This is a genomic window from Mitsuaria sp. 7 (assembly GCF_001653795.1).
Taxonomy (GTDB): domain Bacteria; phylum Pseudomonadota; class Gammaproteobacteria; order Burkholderiales; family Burkholderiaceae_C; genus Roseateles.
Window position 1 is genome coordinate 878,492 of record NZ_CP011514.1, and the last position, 17,802, is coordinate 896,293.

A 17,802-nucleotide genomic window follows, 5' to 3' on the forward strand; every position below is an offset into this window, starting at 1 on the left:
GGGGACGCCTGCTGCGTTTACTTCGTCTTGGCGGCGGCGGCGAGCTTGGTCTGCGCGTCCTTGGCCGTCATCTTGTCGCTGTTCCAGAACTGGCTCACGACGTCCTTCATCGCGCCTTCGGCCGCGGCGGGGACCGCCATGCCGTGCGCGATCGAGGGCACCAGGGTGCCCGACTTGGCATCGGCGGCGAAGTCCGTCGCGGACTGCTTGGCGCAGTCGTCGAACTTGTCCATCTTCATGCCGGTGCGCACGGGAATCGATCCCTTGTTCAGGTTGAACAGCTCCTGGAAGTCCGGCGACATGATCGCGGTGGCCAGGTCCTGCTGGGCCTTTTCATTCGCGGCGTTCTTCAGCTTGAACAGCGCGAAGGAGTCGATGTTGAAGGTGAAGGCCTTCTGCGTGCCCGGGGCGGCGACGCACAGCACGTCCTTGCCCGGCGTCTTGCCCGCGGCGACCCATTCGCCCTTGGCCCAGTCGCCCATGATCTGCATGCCGGCCTCGCCCTTGATCACCATCGCGGTGGCCAGGTTCCAGTCGCGGCCCGACGCGTTCTTGTCGGTGTAGTCCTTGATGCGCTTGAAGGTGGTCAGCACCTTCTCCATCTGCGGACCGGTCAGCGTGGCGGGGTCCAGCTGCACCAGCGCCTTCTTGTAGAAGTCCGTGCCGCCCACGCCCAGCGCGACGGCCTCGAAGGTGGTGAAGTCCTGCCAGTTCTGGCCGCCGTGCGCGACCGGGATCAGTCCGGCCTTCTTCAGCGCCTCGGCCGTGACGAAGAACTCGTCCCAGGTCGTGGGCAGCTTGGCGTTGGCCTTCTTCAGCGCCTCGGGGTTGACCCACAGCCAGTTCACGCGGTGCACGTTGACCGGCGCGGCGATGTAGTGGCCCTGGTACTTCATGATGTTGGCGACCACCGGCGGGATGACTTCATCCCACTTGCCGGCCTTGGCCACGGCGTCGACGTTGGTCAGCACGCCTTCAGCCGCCCATTCCTGCAGCGACGGGCCCTTGATCTGCGCGGCGGCCGGGGCGTTGCCCGACACCACGCGCGACTTCAGCACCGTCATGGCGGAGTCGCCGCCGCCGCCGGCCACCGCGAAGTCCTTCCACGTGTGGCCCTGCTTCTGCAGCGTGGCCTTCAGCGCGGTGGCGGCCTTGGCCTCGCCGCCGCTGGTCCACCAGTGCAGGACCTCGACCTCGCCGGCCTGGGCCGCGCCGGCGGCCATCAGCGCGCACAGCGCGGCGGCCTGGGACAGTTGCTTGAGCTTCATCATTCGGTTGTCTCCGTATCGTTTGAAATCGCGTCAGGGCAGCGCGTCGTTCGTCGTGCGTCGTTCGTCGTTCAGTAAGGCGATGTTGTCATGGGATGTCGGATGAGGCCGGGCGCCGGGGCACCCTGCGGCCTTGTCCGATCAGCCCACGACGTCGGCGCCCGGTGTCAGCTCCGTCTTCAGAACCAGACTTCGACCTGCGCACCGAAGCTGGTGCCCGAGGTCTCGCCGTCGTAGCCCGGCACGCCGGTGACGTTGCCGGCGGCCTTGTTCCACTTCGCGTGGGTGACGTAGAGGCGGAACTCGGGTCGGTCCATCAGCGCCGGGCCGGTGGACAGGGTCGGGGCGAAGGTCACCTTGGTCAGGCGCGCGCGCTGGCCGCCGTCGGGCTTGTACTGCGACACGCCGGCTTCGCCCAGCAGCTTGAAGTTGCGGGTCACGCCGTAGGACAGGCGGCCGCCGACCGAGGTGGACACCGTGGCCTTGCCGGCGTTGTCCTTCTCGTTGGCCCACAGCAGCATGCCCATGCCGCCCCAGGCGCCTTGCTGGAAGTTCACCGACTCGACGACGCGGAACTTCTTGGCCGCGGAGGTGTCGGTCTGGTTGCCGAAGTTGGAGTTCAGGCCGGTGGAGCCCTGCGCGTACTGAACCCACAGCACGTTGTTGAAGTCCGAGCCGAACAGCTTGGCCTGGACGTGCTTGGCGGTCAGGCCCCAGCCGTTGGTGCCGCCGTCGAACTGCGACTTGGTCGCGGTGCCGAAGAAGGCCAGCGTGCCGTCGGTGTTGGAGTTGATGTCGACGTACTCGACGTTGCCGCGGTGGGCCGGACGCTGGTTGTTGTCCTTGTCGTTGGTGTAGTACGCGACGCCGAGCTTGCCCGGGCCGACGTTGAGGCCCTTGAAGCCCGCGCCGATGCCGGCCATCTCGGTGAAGTAGGTGTCGACGATGTGGACGTCGCCGCGGCGGCCGCGTTCCTTGCCGGCCCAGACGGTGGCCTCGGGGGCGATGTCGAAGCCCTTGGCCTCGGCGTACATCTGCGCCAGGCGCAGGTGCTTGGCGTCGTCCGCGTCCGAATGCGGATTGAAGTAGTCCGTCATCAGCACGACCTTGTAGTCGATGCCGTCCTTCTTGAAGCCCTGGGCGAGCTGGAACTCGCCGTAGATGTCGCACTCGTTGCCGAGGCGGTACTTCATGCCGGCCGTGCCGCCTTGCAGGGCGTAGCAGGCGCGGCTGGCGCCGCCGCTGGTGGTGCCGCCGGGGCCGGCGCGGAAGTAGCCGGTGTAGTCCAGGGCCTGGGCGGAACCGGCGGCCATCATCAGGCCGGCAGCGGTCGTGAGCGTCGAAAGCGTGGTGGCGCGCAAGCGCGAAGTGCGTGTCATGTTTAGTCTCCGGTTGTCTCCGACCCACGGTGCTCCGGGCGTGCCGCCGTTCATCGGACGTTTATCTTTCTTGCATGCGGGCTGAACTTTAATAATTCATTAATGAAACTATATTGGTGCTTACCACTAGCGTTCTGGTGCATGGAAAACGGGAAATTCGGGCGATTGACAGAGACTTCGGGCGGCTGGCGTGTTGTCCGGGCAGTCTTGGTGCGTCGCGGGCGAGGTCGAGCGCGCAGGTTCAGGGAGGCGATCGCGGTGGCAAGTCCTGCGAGGACCGACATGCGATGACCGGGACGCGATGACCGGACGCGATGCCCGGACGCGATGACCGGACGCGGTGGCGTCATCGCCCGATCGATCGCCTCATCCATCGCCCCTTGCGGCGCGGAACGCGCTCAGGCGGCCAGCGGCAGGCTCATCAGGACGCGCAGGCCGTGGGGCTGGGCGGTCGACAGGGCGATGCGGCCGCCGTGGCGTTCGACGATCTCCTTGACGATCGCCAGGCCCAGGCCGCAGCCGTTGCCTTCGTGGGTGGCGCGGAAGAAGCGTTCGAAGACCTGCTCCCGCAGGTCCTCCGGGATGCCGGGACCGTTGTCGGTGACGACCAGTTCCGCGCGGTCCGGACCGCCGTGGACCTGCACGGTCACGCGGGCGCCGCGGCCCGCGTACCGCAGCGCGTTGTCGACCAGGTTGACCAGCGCCTCGCGCAGCAGCAGCGGGATGCCGGTGACCTCGACGGGGCGGTCCTGCTGGGTCTGTTCCAGCGTCTGCAGCGCGTCCTGCCTGCGGGCGATGCCCGGGAGCGTGGACGGCTCCTCGAGCTGCGAGGCGGAGGCGCAGTCCGGATCGCAGTCGGGGCCGTCGTAGCCCAGGTCCACGTTCTGCTGGAGCGCGCGCGGCACGAGTTCGGCGGTGACCTCGCGGGCCAGGCGGCCGAGGTCGAAACGCACCGGCGTCTGCCGCGTCAGCGACTCCGGTTCGGTGCGCGCGAGCGCCAGCAGCTGGTTGACCAGGTGGGCGCTGCGCGTGGCGCTTTCATGCACGCGGGCGAGCCGCATCGTCAACGGTCCGGGCGGCGCCTCGGCCAGCGCGAGTTCGCTCTGGCTCTTGAGTCCCGCCAGGGGCGTGCGCAGCTGGTGGGCGGCGTCGCTGATGAAGCGGCGCTGGCCCTGCACGTTGTGGCTCACGGCCTCGAGCAGGTCGTTGATCGCCTGCGCGAGCGAGCGCAGTTCCTGCGGCGCGGCGTCCAGCTCGATGGGCCGCAGGTCGTTGGGCCTGCGGCCCTCGACCAGCCGGCGCAGCCGCGCGATCGGCGCGAGCCCCGCGCCCACGCCGGCCCACACGATCATGCTCATCAGCACGATGAGCAGGGACAGCGGCAGCATGGTGTCGATCAGCAGCCGGCGCGCGAGCAGCTCGCGGTTGGCGCTGGAGCGGGCCACCTGCACCAGCATCGTCTGCTGGGCCCGGGGGTTGTCGCCGAACTGCAGGTAGAGCGCGGCCACGCGCACGGGCGAGGCGGTGCGCGCGGTGTCGGCCTCGATCTCGCCGTCGTAGAACTGGGCCTGGCCCAGCGGGGGGCTGGCCGGCATGGCGGGCGGGCTCGGCAGGTTGCGGTTGCCGAGGATGAACTTGCCCGGCGGCGAGCTGACCGTGTAGAGCAGCTTGTCGCTGGGGTCGGCCTCGAGCACGTCCTGCGCCGCGCGCGGGAAGTCGATCAGCAGCCCGTTGCCCATGGGCTTGACCTGGCGCGCGAGCGAGCGCGTGGCCTGCAGCAGCGTGGCGTCGACGGCCTCGTTGGCGTAGCGGCCCGCGAGGCGGTAGCTGAAGACCGCGCCCGCCAGCCACAGCACCACCTGCGGCAGCAGCAGCCACAGCAGCAACTGCCGCTTGAGGGAGAACCGGGCGGGGGCCATCGGAAAGCGTCGGGGGAACGTGTGGGCTGAAGGCGAGGGGGAACGCGTGGGCGGCAAGCGTCGGAGGCCGGCGGCGGGCGGCGCCTCAGGCGCGTTCCAGCTCCAGCAGGTAACCCAGGCCGCGCACGGTGCGGATGGCCACCTGCGAGCCTTCGAGCTTGCGGCGCAGGCGGTGGATGTAGACCTCGACCGCGTTGGTCGCCGCGCCGCTGTCGGCGGCATGGGGGGCAGCGGCCGCACTGCCGGCATTGGCGGCATTGGCGGCATGGCCCGAGCCGACGCCGGCCCCGTTGCGGTCGCCCGACCAGGCCTGGTTGATCTGTTCCTTCGTGATCACGCGGCCCTGGTGCGTGAGCAGCAGGTCGAGCAGGTCGAACTCGCGCGGGCTGAGCTCCAGCATCTCGCCGCGCACCTGCGCGCTGCGGGTCTCGCGCTGCATGCTGAGCTGGCCCAGCTCGGTGCTCGCCTTCGAGGCGCGGCTGCGGCGCAGCAGGGCGCGCAGGCGGGCTTCGAGTTCGGGGAAGTCGAAGGGTTTGGTCAGGTAGTCGTCGGCGCCGGCGTTGAGGCCGGCGACGCGGTCCTCCAGGCTGTCCAGCGCGGTCAGGATCAGCACGGGCAGCGAGGCGTCGGTCTGACGGAGTTGCCGGAGCACCTCGATGCCGCCCACCATCGGCAGGCCGAGGTCCAGCACCACCACCTGGAACTGCTGCTTGGCGAGCAGGTATTGCGCGACCGCCCCGTTGGGCGCGTGCTCGACGGTGAAGCCGCTGGCGCGCATCTGTTCGCACAGGGCGTCGGCCAGGATCGCGTCGTCTTCGGCGAGCAGCAGGTTCATGAATGGAAGATTAACAGCCCCGCCTCCCGCACTGGACTGGGGCAAGCCCGGGGCGCCACTCCGGCACGCGACGCCCCGATGTAGGGCAACGCCTGACACGCGGTGACGAGGATGCCCTCTCGCGCGGGATGCGGGAGTTTCGGAATACTCCCCATCATGCAAGCCAGCGACCTCAAACAGACGCTCTGGCGCGTCGTCTACACCAAGAACGCGAACCTGCAGAGCAGCGGGGACGCCGCCGGGCCGTGGCATCCCGACAAGCGCCACATCGAGCAATGCGCGCACCGGATGCGGGCGCTGCTCTCCCAGGACGTCGGCATCCAGAGCAACGCGCAGGCGGCGAAGAACGACTGCACGTGGATCAGCGCATAAGCACAGACGAATTTCTCGCTTCGGTCCGCGCGGTCGGACAGGAACACTCGGCGGCATCGCGCATTGCCGCCCCCCGAGTTCCTCCCGCCCATGACCGCTCCCGTGCTGCGGCGTCCCGACGACGCCCCTTCGCCCGATTCTTCGACCGCTTCTTCGACCGCTGCCTCGACCGCCTCCTCGACCGCTGCCTCCCCTGATCCCTCCGAGCGCCCGCTGGCTCACCTGCTGGGGCCAGGTCTTGACCAGGTCGTGGCGCAACTGGCCGCCACGGCCGTGCAACGCGATCGCGAGGGCGGCCACGCCGCCGAGCAGCGCGAGCTGATCCGCGCCAGCGGCCTGCTCGCGCTGACGATCCCCGAGGCGCACGGCGGCCTGGGCGGCGGCATCCCTGAATTCTTCGAGGTCGTGCGACGCATCGCCCGCGTCGACAGCGCGCTGGCGCATGTGCTGGCCTTCCACCATCTGCAGCTCTACGGCGTGTCGCTGTACGGCGGACCGGCCGCGACCGCGCACGGCGCGCGCCATCTGCGCGAGACGGCCGAGCAGCGCCTGTTCTGGGGCAATGCGCTCAATCCCGCCGACACGCGGCTGACGGCGGTGCGCGACGGCGCCGGTTGGCGCCTCGAGGGCGTGAAGAGCTTCTGCTCGGGCGCACTGGGCTCAGACCGGCTCACGGTGTCCGCGACGACGGCCGAGGGCGGTTTCCTCATCGGCATCGTGCCGACGCGACGCGACGGCGTGCGCGTCGAGCAGGACTGGGATGCCTTCGGCCAGCGCCAGACGGACAGCGGCACGGTGCGCTTCGACGCGGTGCGACTGGACGACGACGAACTGCTGCAGGTGCCGGGCCAGAGCCCGACGCCGCGCGCGACGCTGCGCTCGCAGATCGCTCAGCTGGTGATGACCCACCTGTACCTGGGCATCGGAGAAGGCGCCTTCGACGAGGCGCGCCGCTACACGGCGACGCGGGCCCGGGCCTGGTCGGCCTCGGGCGTGGACCGCGCGGTCGACGATCCGCTGGTGCAGCACCGCTACGGCGACCTGTGGCTGAAGGTGAGGGCGGCGCAGGCCGTGTCCGCCGAAGCCGTCGAGCGCCTGCGCCGCGCGCTGGACCGCGGCGACGCCCTGACCGCGCAGGAGCGCGGCGAGGTCGCGGTCGCTGGCGCCGAGGCCAAGGTACTCGCGCACCGCGCCGGCGTCGAGGTCGCCAGCCAGTTGTTCGAGCTGACCGGCGCGCGCAGCACGTCGGCGGAATTCGGCCTCGACCGCTTCTGGCGCAACGCGCGGGTGCACACGCTGCACGACCCGGTCGACTACAAGCTGCGCGACCTGGGTCGCTTCTTCCTCGACGGCCGGATCCCCGATCCGACCGCGTACTCCTGATCGGGACCGTCACCATGAGCGATCAGAAAAGCGACCCGAAGAACGACCCGAAGAACGACTTGAAGAACGACCTGAAGAGCAGCTCCGGGAGCGGCCAGCAGAGCGATCCGCTGATCCGCCTCGACGGCGTATCGAAGTCCTTCGCGCTGCCCGACGGGCGGCGTTTCGATGCCGTGCGCGACGTGAGCCTGTCCGTGCGCCCCGGCGAGATCCTCGGCCTGATCGGCAAGAGCGGCGCGGGCAAGTCCACGCTGCTGCGGCTGATCAACCTGCTGGAGCGACCGGACGCCGGTCAGGTGCATGTCGCGGGCCGCGAGCTGACCGCGCTGAAGCCGGCCGAACTGCGCCGAGAGCGGCAACGGCTCGGGATGATCTTCCAGCAGTTCAACCTGCTGCAGAACGCGACCGCGGCGGAGAACGTCGCCTTCCCGCTGCAGCTGCACGCGGGCCGCTCGCGCCGCGAGATCGCCGACCGCGTCGCCGACTGCCTGGCGCTGGTCGGACTCACCGACAAGGCCGATCAATACCCGGCGCAGTTGAGCGGCGGCCAGAAGCAGCGCGTCGCGATCGCGCGGTCGCTGGCGCCGCAACCCGACGTGCTGCTGTGCGACGAGCCGACGTCCGCGCTCGACGCCGGGACCACGCGCGAGCTGCTCGCCACGCTGGCCGACATCAACGCGCGCCTGGGCGTCACCATCGTGATCGTCACGCATGAACTGGAGGTCGTGCAGGCGCTGTGCCGCCGCGCGGCGGTCATCGCGGACGGCCGGCTGGTCGAGCAGTTCGACGTCGTCGACGCGACGCGCGTGGCGACCTCGCCGCTGGGTCTGGAACTCGCGCGCCTGCAGCGGCAGGCGGCGAACCTCGCCGCGCTGGACGCCTCGGCGCTGGCGGCCTCCGAAGTGATCGCCTCGATCGGGCGCCGGGAGGTCCGCCATGCTTGAGAACCTCATCGCGCTGCTGCCGGAGATCTGGACCGCGCTGGGCCAGACTGGGCTGATGCTCGCGATCGGTCTGGGCGCGGCGGTGCTGTTCGGCGGCCCGCTGGGCGTGCTGCTGTTCCTGCTGAGTCCGGGGCAGTCGCTGTCGGGCTACGGCGGCGCGGGCCTGCTGCACCGGCTGATCAACGCGGTGGTGAACACCGTGCGCAGCTTCCCCTTCATCATCCTGCTGGTCGCGCTGGTGCCGATAACGCGCGTGATCGCGGGCACCTCGATCGGGCCGCTGGCTGCGGCGGTGCCGCTGTCCTTCGCGGCGATCCCGTACTTCGCGCGCCTGGTCGAGCAATGCCTGCGCGAGGTGCCGCGCGGCGTCATCGAGGCCGCGCACGCCATGGGCGCGTCCGAGACCCAGATCGTCCTTCGCGTGCTGGTGCGCGAAGCGCGCGCGGGCCTGGTGGGCGCGCTGACGGTGCTGGCGATCAGCTTCCTGTCGTACTCGGCGGTGGCTGGCGTGGTCGGCGGCGGCGGTATCGGCGACCTCGCGATCCGCTACGGCTACTACCGCTTCCAGACCGACGTCATGGTGCTGACCGTCGCGATCCTCGTCGTGCTCGTGCAACTGATCCAGTTCACCGGTCAGCGCGTGGCGAGGCGGCTCGACAAGCGCTGAGCGCATCCATCTCTCCCATTCCTCCCGGACCTTCAAGGACTTCCCGATGACCTTCTCCCGCCGCGCCGTGCTGGCCCTCGCGCTCACCGCCTTCACGTCCACCTTCTTCGCGCCCGTCGTCCAGGCGCAGGACAAGAAGGAGATCACCATCGGCGCGACCGCCGGTTCCAACATCGAGGTGCTGCGCCAGGGCATCAAGCCGCTGCTGGAGAAGCGCGGCTACACGGTCAAGCTGGTCGAGTTCAACGACTACGTGCAGCCCAACATCGCGCTGGCGCAGGGCGCGCTCGATGCCAACTTCTTTCAGCACATCACCTACCTCAACCGCTTCCGCGAGGACCGCAAGCTCGACATCGTGGACGTGGTGCAGGGACCGATGGCGCCGTTCGGGATCTATTCGAAGAAGCGCAAGAGCCTGGCCGACGTGAAGGCCGGCGACCGCATCACGCTGGCCAACGATCCGGCCAACCTCGCGCACGGCCTGGCACTGCTGGCCGACCAGAAGCTGCTGACGCTCAAGCCGGGCGCCGATCCGATCCGCGTGACGGAGAAGGACATCGCCAGCAACCCGCTCAACCTGAAGCTGCAACCGATCGAGGCCGCGCAGATTCCGCGCACGCTCGACGACGCGGAGTACGCGATCGTCAACGGCAACTTCGCGATCTCCAGCGGTCTGAAGCTGACCGACGCGCTGCTGCTGGAGAAGACGCCCGACCACTACATGCTGGTGCTGGCGGTGAAGGGCAAGGACAAGCAGGCGCCGTGGACCCTGGCGCTGGCGGACGCCTTCCGCGCGCCGGAGTTCAAGGCGGTGCTGGTGCAGAAGTTCCCCGGCTACGCGCGGCCGGCGTTCCTGCAATGAGCGCCGGCGGGCCGCGGCCGATCCGCTTCAACGCCTTCGCGATGAACACGGTCGGGCACCAGTCGCCCGGGCTGTGGACGCATCCGCGCGACGAGTCGCATCGCTACACCGAGCCGGAGTACTGGATCGAGCTGGCGCGGCTGCTGGAGCGCGGCGGTTTCGACAGCGTGTTCCTCGCCGACGTGCTGGGCGTCTACGACGTGCACGGCGGCTCGCCCGACGCGGCCCTGCGCCATGCGGTGCAGGTGCCGCTCAACGATCCGCTGGCGCTGGTGCCGCTGATGGCGTCGGTGACCAAGCACCTCGGCTTCGGCGTGACGGTGGCGCTGACCTACGAGCCGCCGTACAGCTTCGCGCGGCGGATCTCGACGCTCGATCACCTGACGCGCGGCCGCATCGGCTGGAACATCGTCACCGGCTACCTCGACAGCGCGGCGCGCAACCTCGGTCATACGGGGCAGCGCGCGCACGACGAGCGCTACGACCTGGCCGACGAGTACCTCGACGTCGTCTACAAGCTGTGGGAACTCAGCTGGGAGGACGGCGCGGTCAAACGCGACAAGGCGGGCCGCGTGTTCACGGACCCGGCCAAGGTCCACGCGATCAACCACCGCGGCGAGCACTACCGCGTGCCCGGCGTGCATCTCTGCGAGCCCTCGCCGCAACGCACGCCGGTGCTGTTCCAGGCCGGCACATCGAGCCGCGGCCGCGCCTTCGCCGGCCGGCATGCGGAGTGCGTCTTCGTGAGCGGCCCCAGCACCTCCGTCGTGAAGGGCTACGTGAACGGCCTGCGCGATGCGGTCGAGGAAGCGGGCCGGGCGCGCGACGACGTGCTGATCTACGGCCAGGCGCTGATCATCACCGCGCCGACCAGCGCTGAAGCGCACGCGAAGCACGAGGACCTGAAGTCCCACATCGACATCGAGGCCGCGCTGGCCTTGCTGTCGGGCTGGACCGGCGTCGACTTCAGTCGCTATCCGCTGGACGCGACGATCGACTACCTCGACACGCAGGCGGGGCGCACGGCGCTGGCCTCGTTCAGCAGCGCGGATCCGACGCGGCGCTGGACGGTGGGCGAGGCCGCCGCGTTCATCGGTCTCGGCGGGCGAGGGCCCGTCTTCGTTGGCGATCCATCGGAGATCGCCGATCAGCTCATCGAGTGGCAGGACGCCACGGGCCTCGACGGCTTCAACCTCGCCTTCGCGCTGGCGCACGAGACCTTCCGCGATGTCGTGGACCTCCTGGTTCCGGAACTGCGCCGGCGTGGCCGCTATCGGCCAGAAGCAGGCGAGGGCGCCGACGTGACGGCCACGCCGAAGACCTTGCGTGCGCGGCTGTTCGGCGCAGGCGACGGCCTCAAGCCGACGCATGCCGGGCGTCGGGTCCGCCTCGACGAGCCGAGCACGGCCACCCCGCCGACTTCCTTGGACATTCCCCTGACGGAGCCCGTCGCATGACCCGCAAGACCGATTCGAAGAACAACAGCCCGACACGTCGCGATGCGCTCGTCCTCGGCGCGGGCCTCGCGGCCGGATTGGCCTCCGGCCCGCTGCGCGCTCAAGGCACGGCCGCGCCTAAGGAGCTCAAGCTCGACTACGCCTACTACTCGCCGACCAGCCTGGTGCTGCGCCGCTTCGGCTGGCTGGAGGAGGACCTCGCCAAGGACGGCACGTCGGTGCGCTGGGTGCTGAGCGCCGGCAGCAACCGCGCGCTGGAGTACCTCAACGCCGGCAGCATCGACATCGGCTCCACGGCCGGCCTGGCCGCGCTGCTGGCGCGCGCGAACGGCAATCCGATCCGCGCGCCCTACATCTTCTCGCGGCCGGAATGGACCGCGCTGGTCGTTCGTCCGGACTCCGGCATCCGCTCGCTGGCCGACCTGAAGGGCAAGAAGATCGCTGCGACCAAGGGCACCGATCCCTACCTCTTCCTGCTGCGCGCGCTGCACACGGTGGGCCTGAAGCGCGGCGACATCGAGCATGTCGCGCTCCAGCACGCCGACGGCCGCGCGGCGCTGGAGCAGGGCCGCGTCGACGCCTGGGCCGGGCTGGATCCGCTGATGGCGGCGAGCGAGCTCGATGCCGGATCCAAGCTGCTGTACCGCAACGTCGGCTTCAACACCTACGGTTTCCTGAACGTCCGCGAGGAGTTCCTGAACCGCCATCCGCAGACGGTCAAGCGCGTGATCGCGGCCTACGAGCGGGCGCGCGCGTGGACGATCGCGAACCCGTCGGACGCCGCGAAGGTCCTGTCCGAGGAGGCCAAGGTCGGCCTGCCGGTGGCGCTGCTGCAGGTGAAGCTGCGCAGCGACTTCTCGCATCCGCAGCCGTCGGACGAGCATGTGAAGGCGCTGCAGGCGGCGGCGCCCATCCTGAGCGCGGAGCAGCTGGTGAAGCCGGGCGTGGACCTGAACCGCACCATCGCGGAACTGGTCGACACGCGCTTCGCCAACGGCCTGATCAAGGCCTGACCCCGCAGCGATGCAATGACCGAGGCCAGACCCATGAGCGCCGATCCCGACCTCGTCGCGCGCGCCGTCTCGTCGCTGGGGCCGGTCCTGCCGGAGCAGCCTGCGGCGAACGCGACGCGATCGCCGCAATCGCCGCGATCACCGTCCGAGTGGCGATGGCCCGCGTGGCTGCTGGGCGCACTGCCGCCCGTCGCCGTGCTCGCACTGGCGGAAGCTGCGGTGCGGCTCGGCTGGATCGCGCCGAATCTGCTGCCGGCGCCGAGCGACGTCGCCGCGGCGCTCGCGCAGATGCTGCGCGACGGTCAACTGACGCAGCACGTCCTCGCGAGCACCTTGCGCGTGGCCGGCGGTTTTGCGCTGGGCGCGGTGCTGGCGGTACTGTTCGGCGCACTGGTCGGCCTGTCCGGTTTGGCGGCGGCGGTGCTGACGCCAAGCTTCCAGGCCTTGCGCGCGATCCCGTCGCTCGCATGGGTCCCGTTGCTGCTGCTCTGGCTCGGCATCGACGAGGCGTCCAAGATCGCGTTGATCGCCATCGGCGCCTTCTTCCCCGTCTACATGGGCGTGTCCTCGGGCTTCCGCGACGTGGACCGCAAGCTGGTGGAGGTCGCGCGCCTGCGCGGGCTCGGCCGCGTGGCGCTCGCGCGCCGCGTGCTGCTGCCCGCCGCGCTGCCTGCGCTGCTCACCGGCTTGCGCAACGGACTCAGCCTCGCGTGGATGTTCATGGTCGCCGCGGAGCTGATCGCGGCGAGCCGTGGCCTGGGCTACCTGCTCACCGACGGACGCGAGACCGGCCGCGCGGATCTGGTGATGGCGGCCATCGTTCTGCTGGCCCTGCTGGGCAAACTGACCGACAGCCTGATGGCTGCGGTGGAACAACGCGCGCTGCACTGGCGCGACAGCTTCGGAGGCCACGCATGAGCCTGTTGACCGTGTCCGTGCGCGCCAAGCGCTTCGCCCGCGACGATGCGGCGCCCGTCCTGCAGGACGTCCACTTCGACCTGGCCGCTGGGGAGGTGCTCGGCCTCGTCGGCGCGAGCGGTTGCGGCAAGAGCACGCTGCTGCGCATCGCGGCCGGGCTGGATCCGGACTTCGACGGCGAGGTGCGCCTCGACGGCCGCGCGCGCCGAGGGCCGGACCGTGACATCGGCGTCGTGTTCCAGGAGCCGCGGCTGTTCCCGTGGCTGACGGTGGCTGAGAACGTCGGCTTCGATCTCGGCCAGGGACACGACGAGGCGTGGGTGAACACGCTGCTGCGCGAAGTCGGCCTGGGCGAACTCGGCGAGGCCTTGCCGCGCCAGCTGTCCGGCGGACAGGCGCAGCGCGCGGCGATCGCGCGGGCGCTCTACACGCGGCCGCGCGTGCTGCTGCTCGACGAGCCGTTCTCCGCGCTCGATGCCTTCACGCGGATGCGCCTGCAGGACCTCGTGCGCGAGGTCGCGGCAAGACATGGCACCAGCCTGATCCTGGTGACGCACGACGTGGAGGAGGCCGTGCTGCTGGCCGACCGCGTGCTGGTGCTCGGCGCCGCGCCGGGCCGCATCGTGCGGCGCATCGAGGTGCCGCTGATGCATCCGCGCGGACGCGGCAGCGCGGCGGTGGCCGACCTGCGCGGCGAAGTGCTGCGAGAACTCGAACGCCTCTCCTGAGGCGTCGCTTCTACGGCCGCTTTTACGGTCGTGCCACCAGCGCCAGCCGCGCGCCGAAGCCGATGAGCATGGCGGCGAAGGTCCAGCGCTGTAGCGTCTCCGCGAACGGACGCCGTTGCATCCACTGCCGCATCGCGCCGCCCGCCAGGGCATACAGCACGTCGAACGCCAGACCCAGCGCCACCAGCACGGTGCCCAGCAGCAGGAACTGCGCGCCGACATGACCGGCGCTGGCGTCCACAAACTGCGGCAGCAGCACCGAGCAGAACAGCAGCGCCTTCGGATTGGTGATGTTGGTCAGCAGCCCGCGCCACATCGCGGCGCGATAGGCGGAGGAGGTCGAGGCCGCGGCCGATTCCAGTTCCGGCGCGAGGCTCGATGCCCGCGCGAGCTTGAGGCCGAGCCACACCAGGTAGACCACGCCGATGATCCGCACGAGTTCGAACGCCCAGGGCACGGCCTTGAGCAGCGCAGCCAGGCCGATGGCGGCGAGGGTGACATGGGCGGCACGTGCCGCACCGAGGCCGACGGCGGTCGCGAGCGCCTGCCGGCGACCCTGCGTGCTGGCGGTCTGCAGCACGAGGACCATGTCCGGTCCGGGCACCAGATAGACGGCGACCAGCGCGCCAATGAAAACTCCGAGATTCGCCATGACCGTGAGCCGGTTCGCCGGCTCGCCGTGTAGTTGAGCAAGACCTGGCACTTTATCGACAACGACCGAGGGACGCATTGCGAAGTGAGTCGCCGATCTCGGATGGATTGGCATACTCTGCTTCAAAAGCATCCATCGGATTGATTTCATGCCAATGTTGAAACTCGACAACCTGGATCGGCGGATCCTCGCCGCGCTCCAGCGCGACGCCCGGCTGACCAACGTGCAGCTGGCGGAGGAGGTGGGCCTGTCGCCGTCGCCCTGTCTGCGTCGCGTGCGCCTGCTCGAAGAGGCGGGCGTCATCCGCGGCTATCACGCGAACCTGGATCGGGCCGGCGTCGGGCTGGGTCTGACGGTGTTCGTCGGCGTGAGAGTGGAACGGCACCAGGACGTGACCTCGACGGCCTTCCGCGAAGCGGTCGCGCAACTGCCGGAGGTGGTGTCCTGCCACCTCGTCTCGGGAGAATCGGACTTCCTGCTGCAGGTGGTGGTGACCGATCTCCCGGCCTACGAGCAGTTCCTGCTGGGCGTGCTGCTCAAGCTGCCGGGCGTCAGCGACATCCGAAGCAACTTCGCGATCGCCACGGTGAAGGCGCAGACGGAGATGCCGCTCGGGCATCTGCCGCAAGGGACGCAGTGACGGGCGGTTGTTCCCGTGGTCGCAGGGATAAAAAACGCCCCGGACGTTGCCGTCCGAGGCGAATGGGTCGTGTGCCGAATGCACGACAACCCCTGGATCGGTGACGGGCCTGGCAGTCGCCGCGTTCCTGGGCGGCGGCCGAGGCGTGCCCGGATCTACTTGACCTTGATGACGACCTTGCCCTTCGCGCGGCCGGCCTTGACGTACGCCAGGGCGTCGTTGGTCGACTCGAAGGGGAAGACCCGATCGATCACGGGCCGGATGGCGCCAGCCTCGATGAGGCGGGTGATCTCTCGCAACTGCGACCCGTCCGCCCGCATGAAAAGGAACGAGTAGCCGAGGCCTTGCCGGCGCGACTTGCGACGGATGGCCGAACTCAGCAATCGCACGATCAGTCGCACGAAGCCGGGCGCGCCTATCCCCTTGGCGAAATCGGGGTCCGGCGGCCCCGAGATGGAGACGACCTTCCCGCCACGCTGGAGGACGCCGAGCGACTTCTGGAGCGTGGCGCCGTCCTGGCTGTTGAGCACCACGTCGTAGTCGCGCAGGACGCCGGCGAAGTCCTGCTTCCTGTAGTCGACGACCACGTCGGCACCGAGGCTCTTCACGAGCGCGACGTTGGTCGTTCCCGTCGTCGTGGCAACCGTCGCACCAATGTGCTTGGCCAGCTGGATGGCGATGGTGCCGACGCCCCCGGATCCGGCCTGGATGAAGACCTTCTGCCCACGCTTCAGGTCGGCCTTCTCGACCAGGGCCTGCCAGGCGGTCAAGCCGACCAGCGGGATCGAGGCGGCCTCTTCCATCGTGAGGTTCCTGGGCTTGAGCGCCAGCGAGGATTCCTTCACCGGCACGAAGTGGGCGAAGGTGCCGATCCGGAAATCGTCCACCCGCGCGTAGACCTCATCGCCCGGCTTGAACAGGCGGACCCGCGATCCCACCCGGACCACCACGCCCGCGACGTCGTGACCCAGCACGAGCGGCAGCCGATAAGGCAGGATCAGCTTGAACTCGCCGTCCCTGATCTTGGAATCCAGCAGGTTCACGCCGGCGGCATGGACCTCGACCAGCACCTCGTCCTCCCGGGGCTCGGGCGTCGGCATCTCCACCGGCTTGAGCGTGCTCTGCTTGCCGTAGCGTTCCAGGGCAAATGCTTTCATGGGCTTCTTCATTCCTCGCGGTAGACGGGGGCAGTCGAGGTGGGCGACGCTGGCTTGGATGGCATGCAACGGCGGTGGTGACGTCGCGATCGGGATCAATGATTATGGTTGTCATCCAAAAAGTCAAGACTTTGATGATGATCAGCATCTATGTATAGTCAAGTCCGTGGATCCCTCCACGCGCAGGGATGAAAGATGAAGGTCACCAAGGCACAGGCTCAGGCCAATCGAGAGCACGTCGTGCAGACGGCGTCCACGGTGTTCCGCGAGCGGGGGTATGACGGCATCGGCGTCGTCGACCTGATGGCCGCGGCCGGTTTCACGCACGGGGGCTTCTACAAGCAGTTCCAGTCCAAGGCTGAACTGATGGCGGAGTCCGCCGCCTGCGGCATCGCGCAGACGGCGGCGCAGGCGGCTGGCGTGACGGCATCGGATTTCGCCAGCTTCTATCTTTCGCGCGAACATCGCGACGCCCCGGGGACGGGGTGCTCGATGGCCGCGCTCGGCGGCGATGCGGCGCGTCAGCCGGACGCCGTGCGGGCCACGTTCGCGGACGGCATCGAACGCCTGCTGGCAGCGTTGAACATCGAAGGCACCGTGCTTGAGACCCTGGGCGCCGACGAGGCGCGGGCCAAGTCGCTCGACGTCTTCGCGCGGGCGGTCGGGGCGATCGTCATGTCACGCGCCTGCCCGGACGACTCGCCGCTGGCGGACGAGATCCTGGCTACCTGCCGCGATGAGATCCTGGCGTCGCTCGTTCCGGCGAAGAAGGCGGCAAAGAAGCCGGCGCAGAAGCCGTCATCCCCCGCGCGCAAGCGAAGCAAGGGCTGAACGGCCGGGGCTGAACAAAAGGGGTTGGCGGGCGCGGCCGTCGCCGCGCATCGAAGGAGGCGGGCGGCCATAGCCGTAAACCAGCTAAGCATCGGCGATCTCCTTCGTTCGGCGGGGGAGGGGCGGTTCGCAGAATGAGGCGGTTCCTGCTTCCTCCCCCCGCCATGACCGCCTCCGCCACTGCCTCGACCGCCGACCTTCCGGGCTCGCCCGTCCTGCTCATCGCCGCAAGCCCCAGCGTGAAGTCGCGCTCGAGCGCCTTGCTCGGCGCCGCCGCGGAGCGGCTTCAACATCACGGCCTGTCCACCCGCACGCTGCGGATCCGCGACCTGCCGGCCCAACCGCTGCTGCACGCCGATTTCGACGACGTCGAGATCCGTGCCGCGCTCGCGGCCGTCGCCGAAGCGCGCGTCGTCGTGCTCGCCACCCCGATCTACAAGGCCGCATACAGCGGGTTGCTGAAGGTCTTCCTCGACCTGCTGCCGCAGGACGGCCTCGCGGGCAAGAGCGTCTGGACGCTGGCCACCGGCGGCAGCATGGCGCATCTGCTGGCGCTGGACTACGGCCTGCTGCCGGTCCTGTCCGCACTCGGCGCGCGCTCGCATGTCGACGGCGTCTACGCCTGCGACGCGCAGATCGCCAAGGACGCCGCCGGCGAGTACCGCATCAACGACGACATCGCCCGCCGCCTGCTCGCCGGAGCGTCGCAGGTGCTGGACCGCGTGCCGGTGCCGCAGCCGGCCGCGCCGGTCTCGCGTCCCGCGCTGGTGCTCTGAG

General features: G+C 69.5%; 18 protein-coding genes. 12 read left to right on the forward strand and 6 right to left on the reverse strand.

All coding sequences use genetic code 11. From position 1 onward, the window contains the following. Positions 1-17: 17 nt before the first annotated feature. The 4 genes from ABE85_RS03850 to ABE85_RS03865 all read right to left on the reverse strand — a co-directional run bounded on the left by ABE85_RS03850 (position 18) and on the right by ABE85_RS03865 (position 5,401). Positions 18-1,271, reverse strand: a complete 1,254-nt coding sequence (locus ABE85_RS03850; RefSeq protein WP_067270158.1) for an ABC transporter substrate-binding protein — start codon at positions 1,269-1,271, stop codon at positions 18-20. A gap of 176 nt (positions 1,272-1,447) precedes the next feature. After that, entirely contained in the window at positions 1,448-2,647 is a 1,200-nt protein-coding gene (locus ABE85_RS03855) for a carbohydrate porin (RefSeq protein ID WP_067270160.1), read from the reverse strand. Between the two features lie 398 nt (positions 2,648-3,045). Beyond that, positions 3,046-4,566 carry a sensor histidine kinase gene (locus ABE85_RS03860; RefSeq protein ID WP_067270162.1) on the reverse strand — a complete coding sequence of 507 codons (1,521 nt, stop codon included), beginning with the start codon at positions 4,564-4,566 and terminating at the stop codon, positions 3,046-3,048. 85 nt (positions 4,567-4,651) lie between these two features. Further along, positions 4,652-5,401 carry a response regulator transcription factor gene (locus ABE85_RS03865; protein ID WP_067270164.1) on the reverse strand — a complete coding sequence of 250 codons (750 nt, stop codon included), beginning with the start codon at positions 5,399-5,401 and terminating at the stop codon, positions 4,652-4,654. A 156-nt stretch (positions 5,402-5,557) separates the two neighbouring features. Between ABE85_RS03865 and ABE85_RS03870 the strand changes: the two genes are divergently transcribed. From ABE85_RS03870 to ABE85_RS03910, 9 genes are all read left to right on the forward strand, one after another. Further along, positions 5,558-5,773 carry a hypothetical protein gene (locus ABE85_RS03870; protein ID WP_067270170.1) on the forward strand — a complete coding sequence of 72 codons (216 nt, stop codon included), beginning with the start codon at positions 5,558-5,560 and terminating at the stop codon, positions 5,771-5,773. 90 nt (positions 5,774-5,863) lie between these two features. Beyond that, positions 5,864-7,156, forward strand: coding sequence for an acyl-CoA dehydrogenase family protein (locus ABE85_RS03875; protein WP_082938299.1), 1,293 nt, complete (start codon positions 5,864-5,866; stop codon positions 7,154-7,156). 14 nt (positions 7,157-7,170) lie between these two features. Further along, on the forward strand, positions 7,171-8,100 hold the full coding sequence (locus tag ABE85_RS03880; RefSeq protein ID WP_082938300.1) for a methionine ABC transporter ATP-binding protein: 930 nt from the start codon (positions 7,171-7,173) through the stop codon (positions 8,098-8,100). Then, a complete protein-coding gene (locus ABE85_RS03885) occupies positions 8,093-8,767 on the forward strand; it encodes a methionine ABC transporter permease (RefSeq protein WP_067270171.1) in 675 nt (224 codons plus the stop codon). The genes ABE85_RS03880 and ABE85_RS03885 overlap by 8 nt, the downstream gene beginning before the upstream one ends. Positions 8,768-8,813: 46 nt before the next feature. After that, positions 8,814-9,629: a MetQ/NlpA family ABC transporter substrate-binding protein gene (locus ABE85_RS03890; protein WP_067270173.1), complete on the forward strand. Its 816-nt coding sequence runs from the start codon at positions 8,814-8,816 to the stop codon at positions 9,627-9,629. After that, positions 9,626-11,086 (forward strand): LLM class flavin-dependent oxidoreductase, encoded by a 1,461-nt coding sequence (locus tag ABE85_RS03895; protein WP_067270176.1) that lies wholly within the window; start codon positions 9,626-9,628, stop codon positions 11,084-11,086. Before ABE85_RS03890 ends, ABE85_RS03895 begins: the two co-directional genes overlap by 4 nt. Further along, complete coding sequence (locus tag ABE85_RS03900) at positions 11,083-12,099, forward strand: aliphatic sulfonate ABC transporter substrate-binding protein (protein ID WP_067270177.1); 1,017 nt, start codon at positions 11,083-11,085, stop codon at positions 12,097-12,099. The genes ABE85_RS03895 and ABE85_RS03900 overlap by 4 nt, the downstream gene beginning before the upstream one ends. Before the next feature lie 33 nt (positions 12,100-12,132). Next, positions 12,133-13,017 carry an ABC transporter permease gene (locus ABE85_RS03905; protein WP_082938301.1) on the forward strand — a complete coding sequence of 295 codons (885 nt, stop codon included), beginning with the start codon at positions 12,133-12,135 and terminating at the stop codon, positions 13,015-13,017. Then, positions 13,014-13,745 (forward strand): ABC transporter ATP-binding protein, encoded by a 732-nt coding sequence (locus tag ABE85_RS03910; protein WP_067270179.1) that lies wholly within the window; start codon positions 13,014-13,016, stop codon positions 13,743-13,745. Before ABE85_RS03905 ends, ABE85_RS03910 begins: the two co-directional genes overlap by 4 nt. Positions 13,746-13,767: 22 nt before the next feature. Here the strand turns inward: ABE85_RS03910 and ABE85_RS03915 are convergent, their stop codons facing one another. Beyond that, on the reverse strand, positions 13,768-14,397 hold the full coding sequence (locus ABE85_RS03915) for a LysE family translocator (protein ID WP_067270181.1): 630 nt from the start codon (positions 14,395-14,397) through the stop codon (positions 13,768-13,770). Positions 14,398-14,545: 148 nt separating this feature from the next. Here ABE85_RS03915 and ABE85_RS03920 point away from each other — a divergent pair, with 148 nt between their 5' ends. Beyond that, positions 14,546-15,037 (forward strand): Lrp/AsnC family transcriptional regulator, encoded by a 492-nt coding sequence (locus tag ABE85_RS03920; RefSeq protein WP_067270183.1) that lies wholly within the window; start codon positions 14,546-14,548, stop codon positions 15,035-15,037. Positions 15,038-15,192: 155 nt separating this feature from the next. On the opposite strand, the gene ABE85_RS03925 is transcribed toward ABE85_RS03920, so the two are convergent. Further along, positions 15,193-16,194 (reverse strand): NADP-dependent oxidoreductase, encoded by a 1,002-nt coding sequence (locus tag ABE85_RS03925; protein WP_067270184.1) that lies wholly within the window; start codon positions 16,192-16,194, stop codon positions 15,193-15,195. A gap of 195 nt (positions 16,195-16,389) precedes the next feature. Here ABE85_RS03925 and ABE85_RS03930 point away from each other — a divergent pair, with 195 nt between their 5' ends. Continuing rightward, a complete protein-coding gene (locus ABE85_RS03930) occupies positions 16,390-17,025 on the forward strand; it encodes a TetR/AcrR family transcriptional regulator (protein ID WP_067270186.1) in 636 nt (211 codons plus the stop codon). A 164-nt stretch (positions 17,026-17,189) separates the two neighbouring features. Next, on the forward strand, positions 17,190-17,801 hold the full coding sequence (gene ssuE, locus ABE85_RS03935; protein WP_067270188.1) for an NADPH-dependent FMN reductase: 612 nt from the start codon (positions 17,190-17,192) through the stop codon (positions 17,799-17,801). Position 17,802: the final 1 nt, after the last annotated feature.

Bases quoted from the DNA above. Each gene is read 5' to 3' on its own strand.
- ABE85_RS03850 (WP_067270158.1), bottom strand. From the start codon at position 1,271: ATGATGAAGCTCAAGCAACTGTCCCAGGCCGCCGCGCTGTGCGCGCTG.
- ABE85_RS03855 (WP_067270160.1), bottom strand. From the start codon at position 2,647: ATGACACGCACTTCGCGCTTGCGCGCCACCACGCTTTCGACGCTCACG.
- ABE85_RS03860 (WP_067270162.1), bottom strand. From the start codon at position 4,566: ATGGCCCCCGCCCGGTTCTCCCTCAAGCGGCAGTTGCTGCTGTGGCTG.
- ABE85_RS03865 (WP_067270164.1), bottom strand. From the start codon at position 5,401: ATGAACCTGCTGCTCGCCGAAGACGACGCGATCCTGGCCGACGCCCTG.
- ABE85_RS03870 (WP_067270170.1), top strand. From the start codon at position 5,558: ATGCAAGCCAGCGACCTCAAACAGACGCTCTGGCGCGTCGTCTACACC.
- ABE85_RS03875 (WP_082938299.1), top strand. From the start codon at position 5,864: ATGACCGCTCCCGTGCTGCGGCGTCCCGACGACGCCCCTTCGCCCGAT.
- ABE85_RS03880 (WP_082938300.1), top strand. From the start codon at position 7,171: ATGAGCGATCAGAAAAGCGACCCGAAGAACGACCCGAAGAACGACTTG.
- ABE85_RS03885 (WP_067270171.1), top strand. From the start codon at position 8,093: ATGCTTGAGAACCTCATCGCGCTGCTGCCGGAGATCTGGACCGCGCTG.
- ABE85_RS03890 (WP_067270173.1), top strand. From the start codon at position 8,814: ATGACCTTCTCCCGCCGCGCCGTGCTGGCCCTCGCGCTCACCGCCTTC.
- ABE85_RS03895 (WP_067270176.1), top strand. From the start codon at position 9,626: ATGAGCGCCGGCGGGCCGCGGCCGATCCGCTTCAACGCCTTCGCGATG.
- ABE85_RS03900 (WP_067270177.1), top strand. From the start codon at position 11,083: ATGACCCGCAAGACCGATTCGAAGAACAACAGCCCGACACGTCGCGAT.
- ABE85_RS03905 (WP_082938301.1), top strand. From the start codon at position 12,133: ATGAGCGCCGATCCCGACCTCGTCGCGCGCGCCGTCTCGTCGCTGGGG.
- ABE85_RS03910 (WP_067270179.1), top strand. From the start codon at position 13,014: ATGAGCCTGTTGACCGTGTCCGTGCGCGCCAAGCGCTTCGCCCGCGAC.
- ABE85_RS03915 (WP_067270181.1), bottom strand. From the start codon at position 14,397: ATGGCGAATCTCGGAGTTTTCATTGGCGCGCTGGTCGCCGTCTATCTG.
- ABE85_RS03920 (WP_067270183.1), top strand. From the start codon at position 14,546: ATGCCAATGTTGAAACTCGACAACCTGGATCGGCGGATCCTCGCCGCG.
- ABE85_RS03925 (WP_067270184.1), bottom strand. From the start codon at position 16,194: ATGAAAGCATTTGCCCTGGAACGCTACGGCAAGCAGAGCACGCTCAAG.
- ABE85_RS03930 (WP_067270186.1), top strand. From the start codon at position 16,390: ATGAAGGTCACCAAGGCACAGGCTCAGGCCAATCGAGAGCACGTCGTG.
- ssuE (WP_067270188.1), top strand. From the start codon at position 17,190: ATGACCGCCTCCGCCACTGCCTCGACCGCCGACCTTCCGGGCTCGCCC.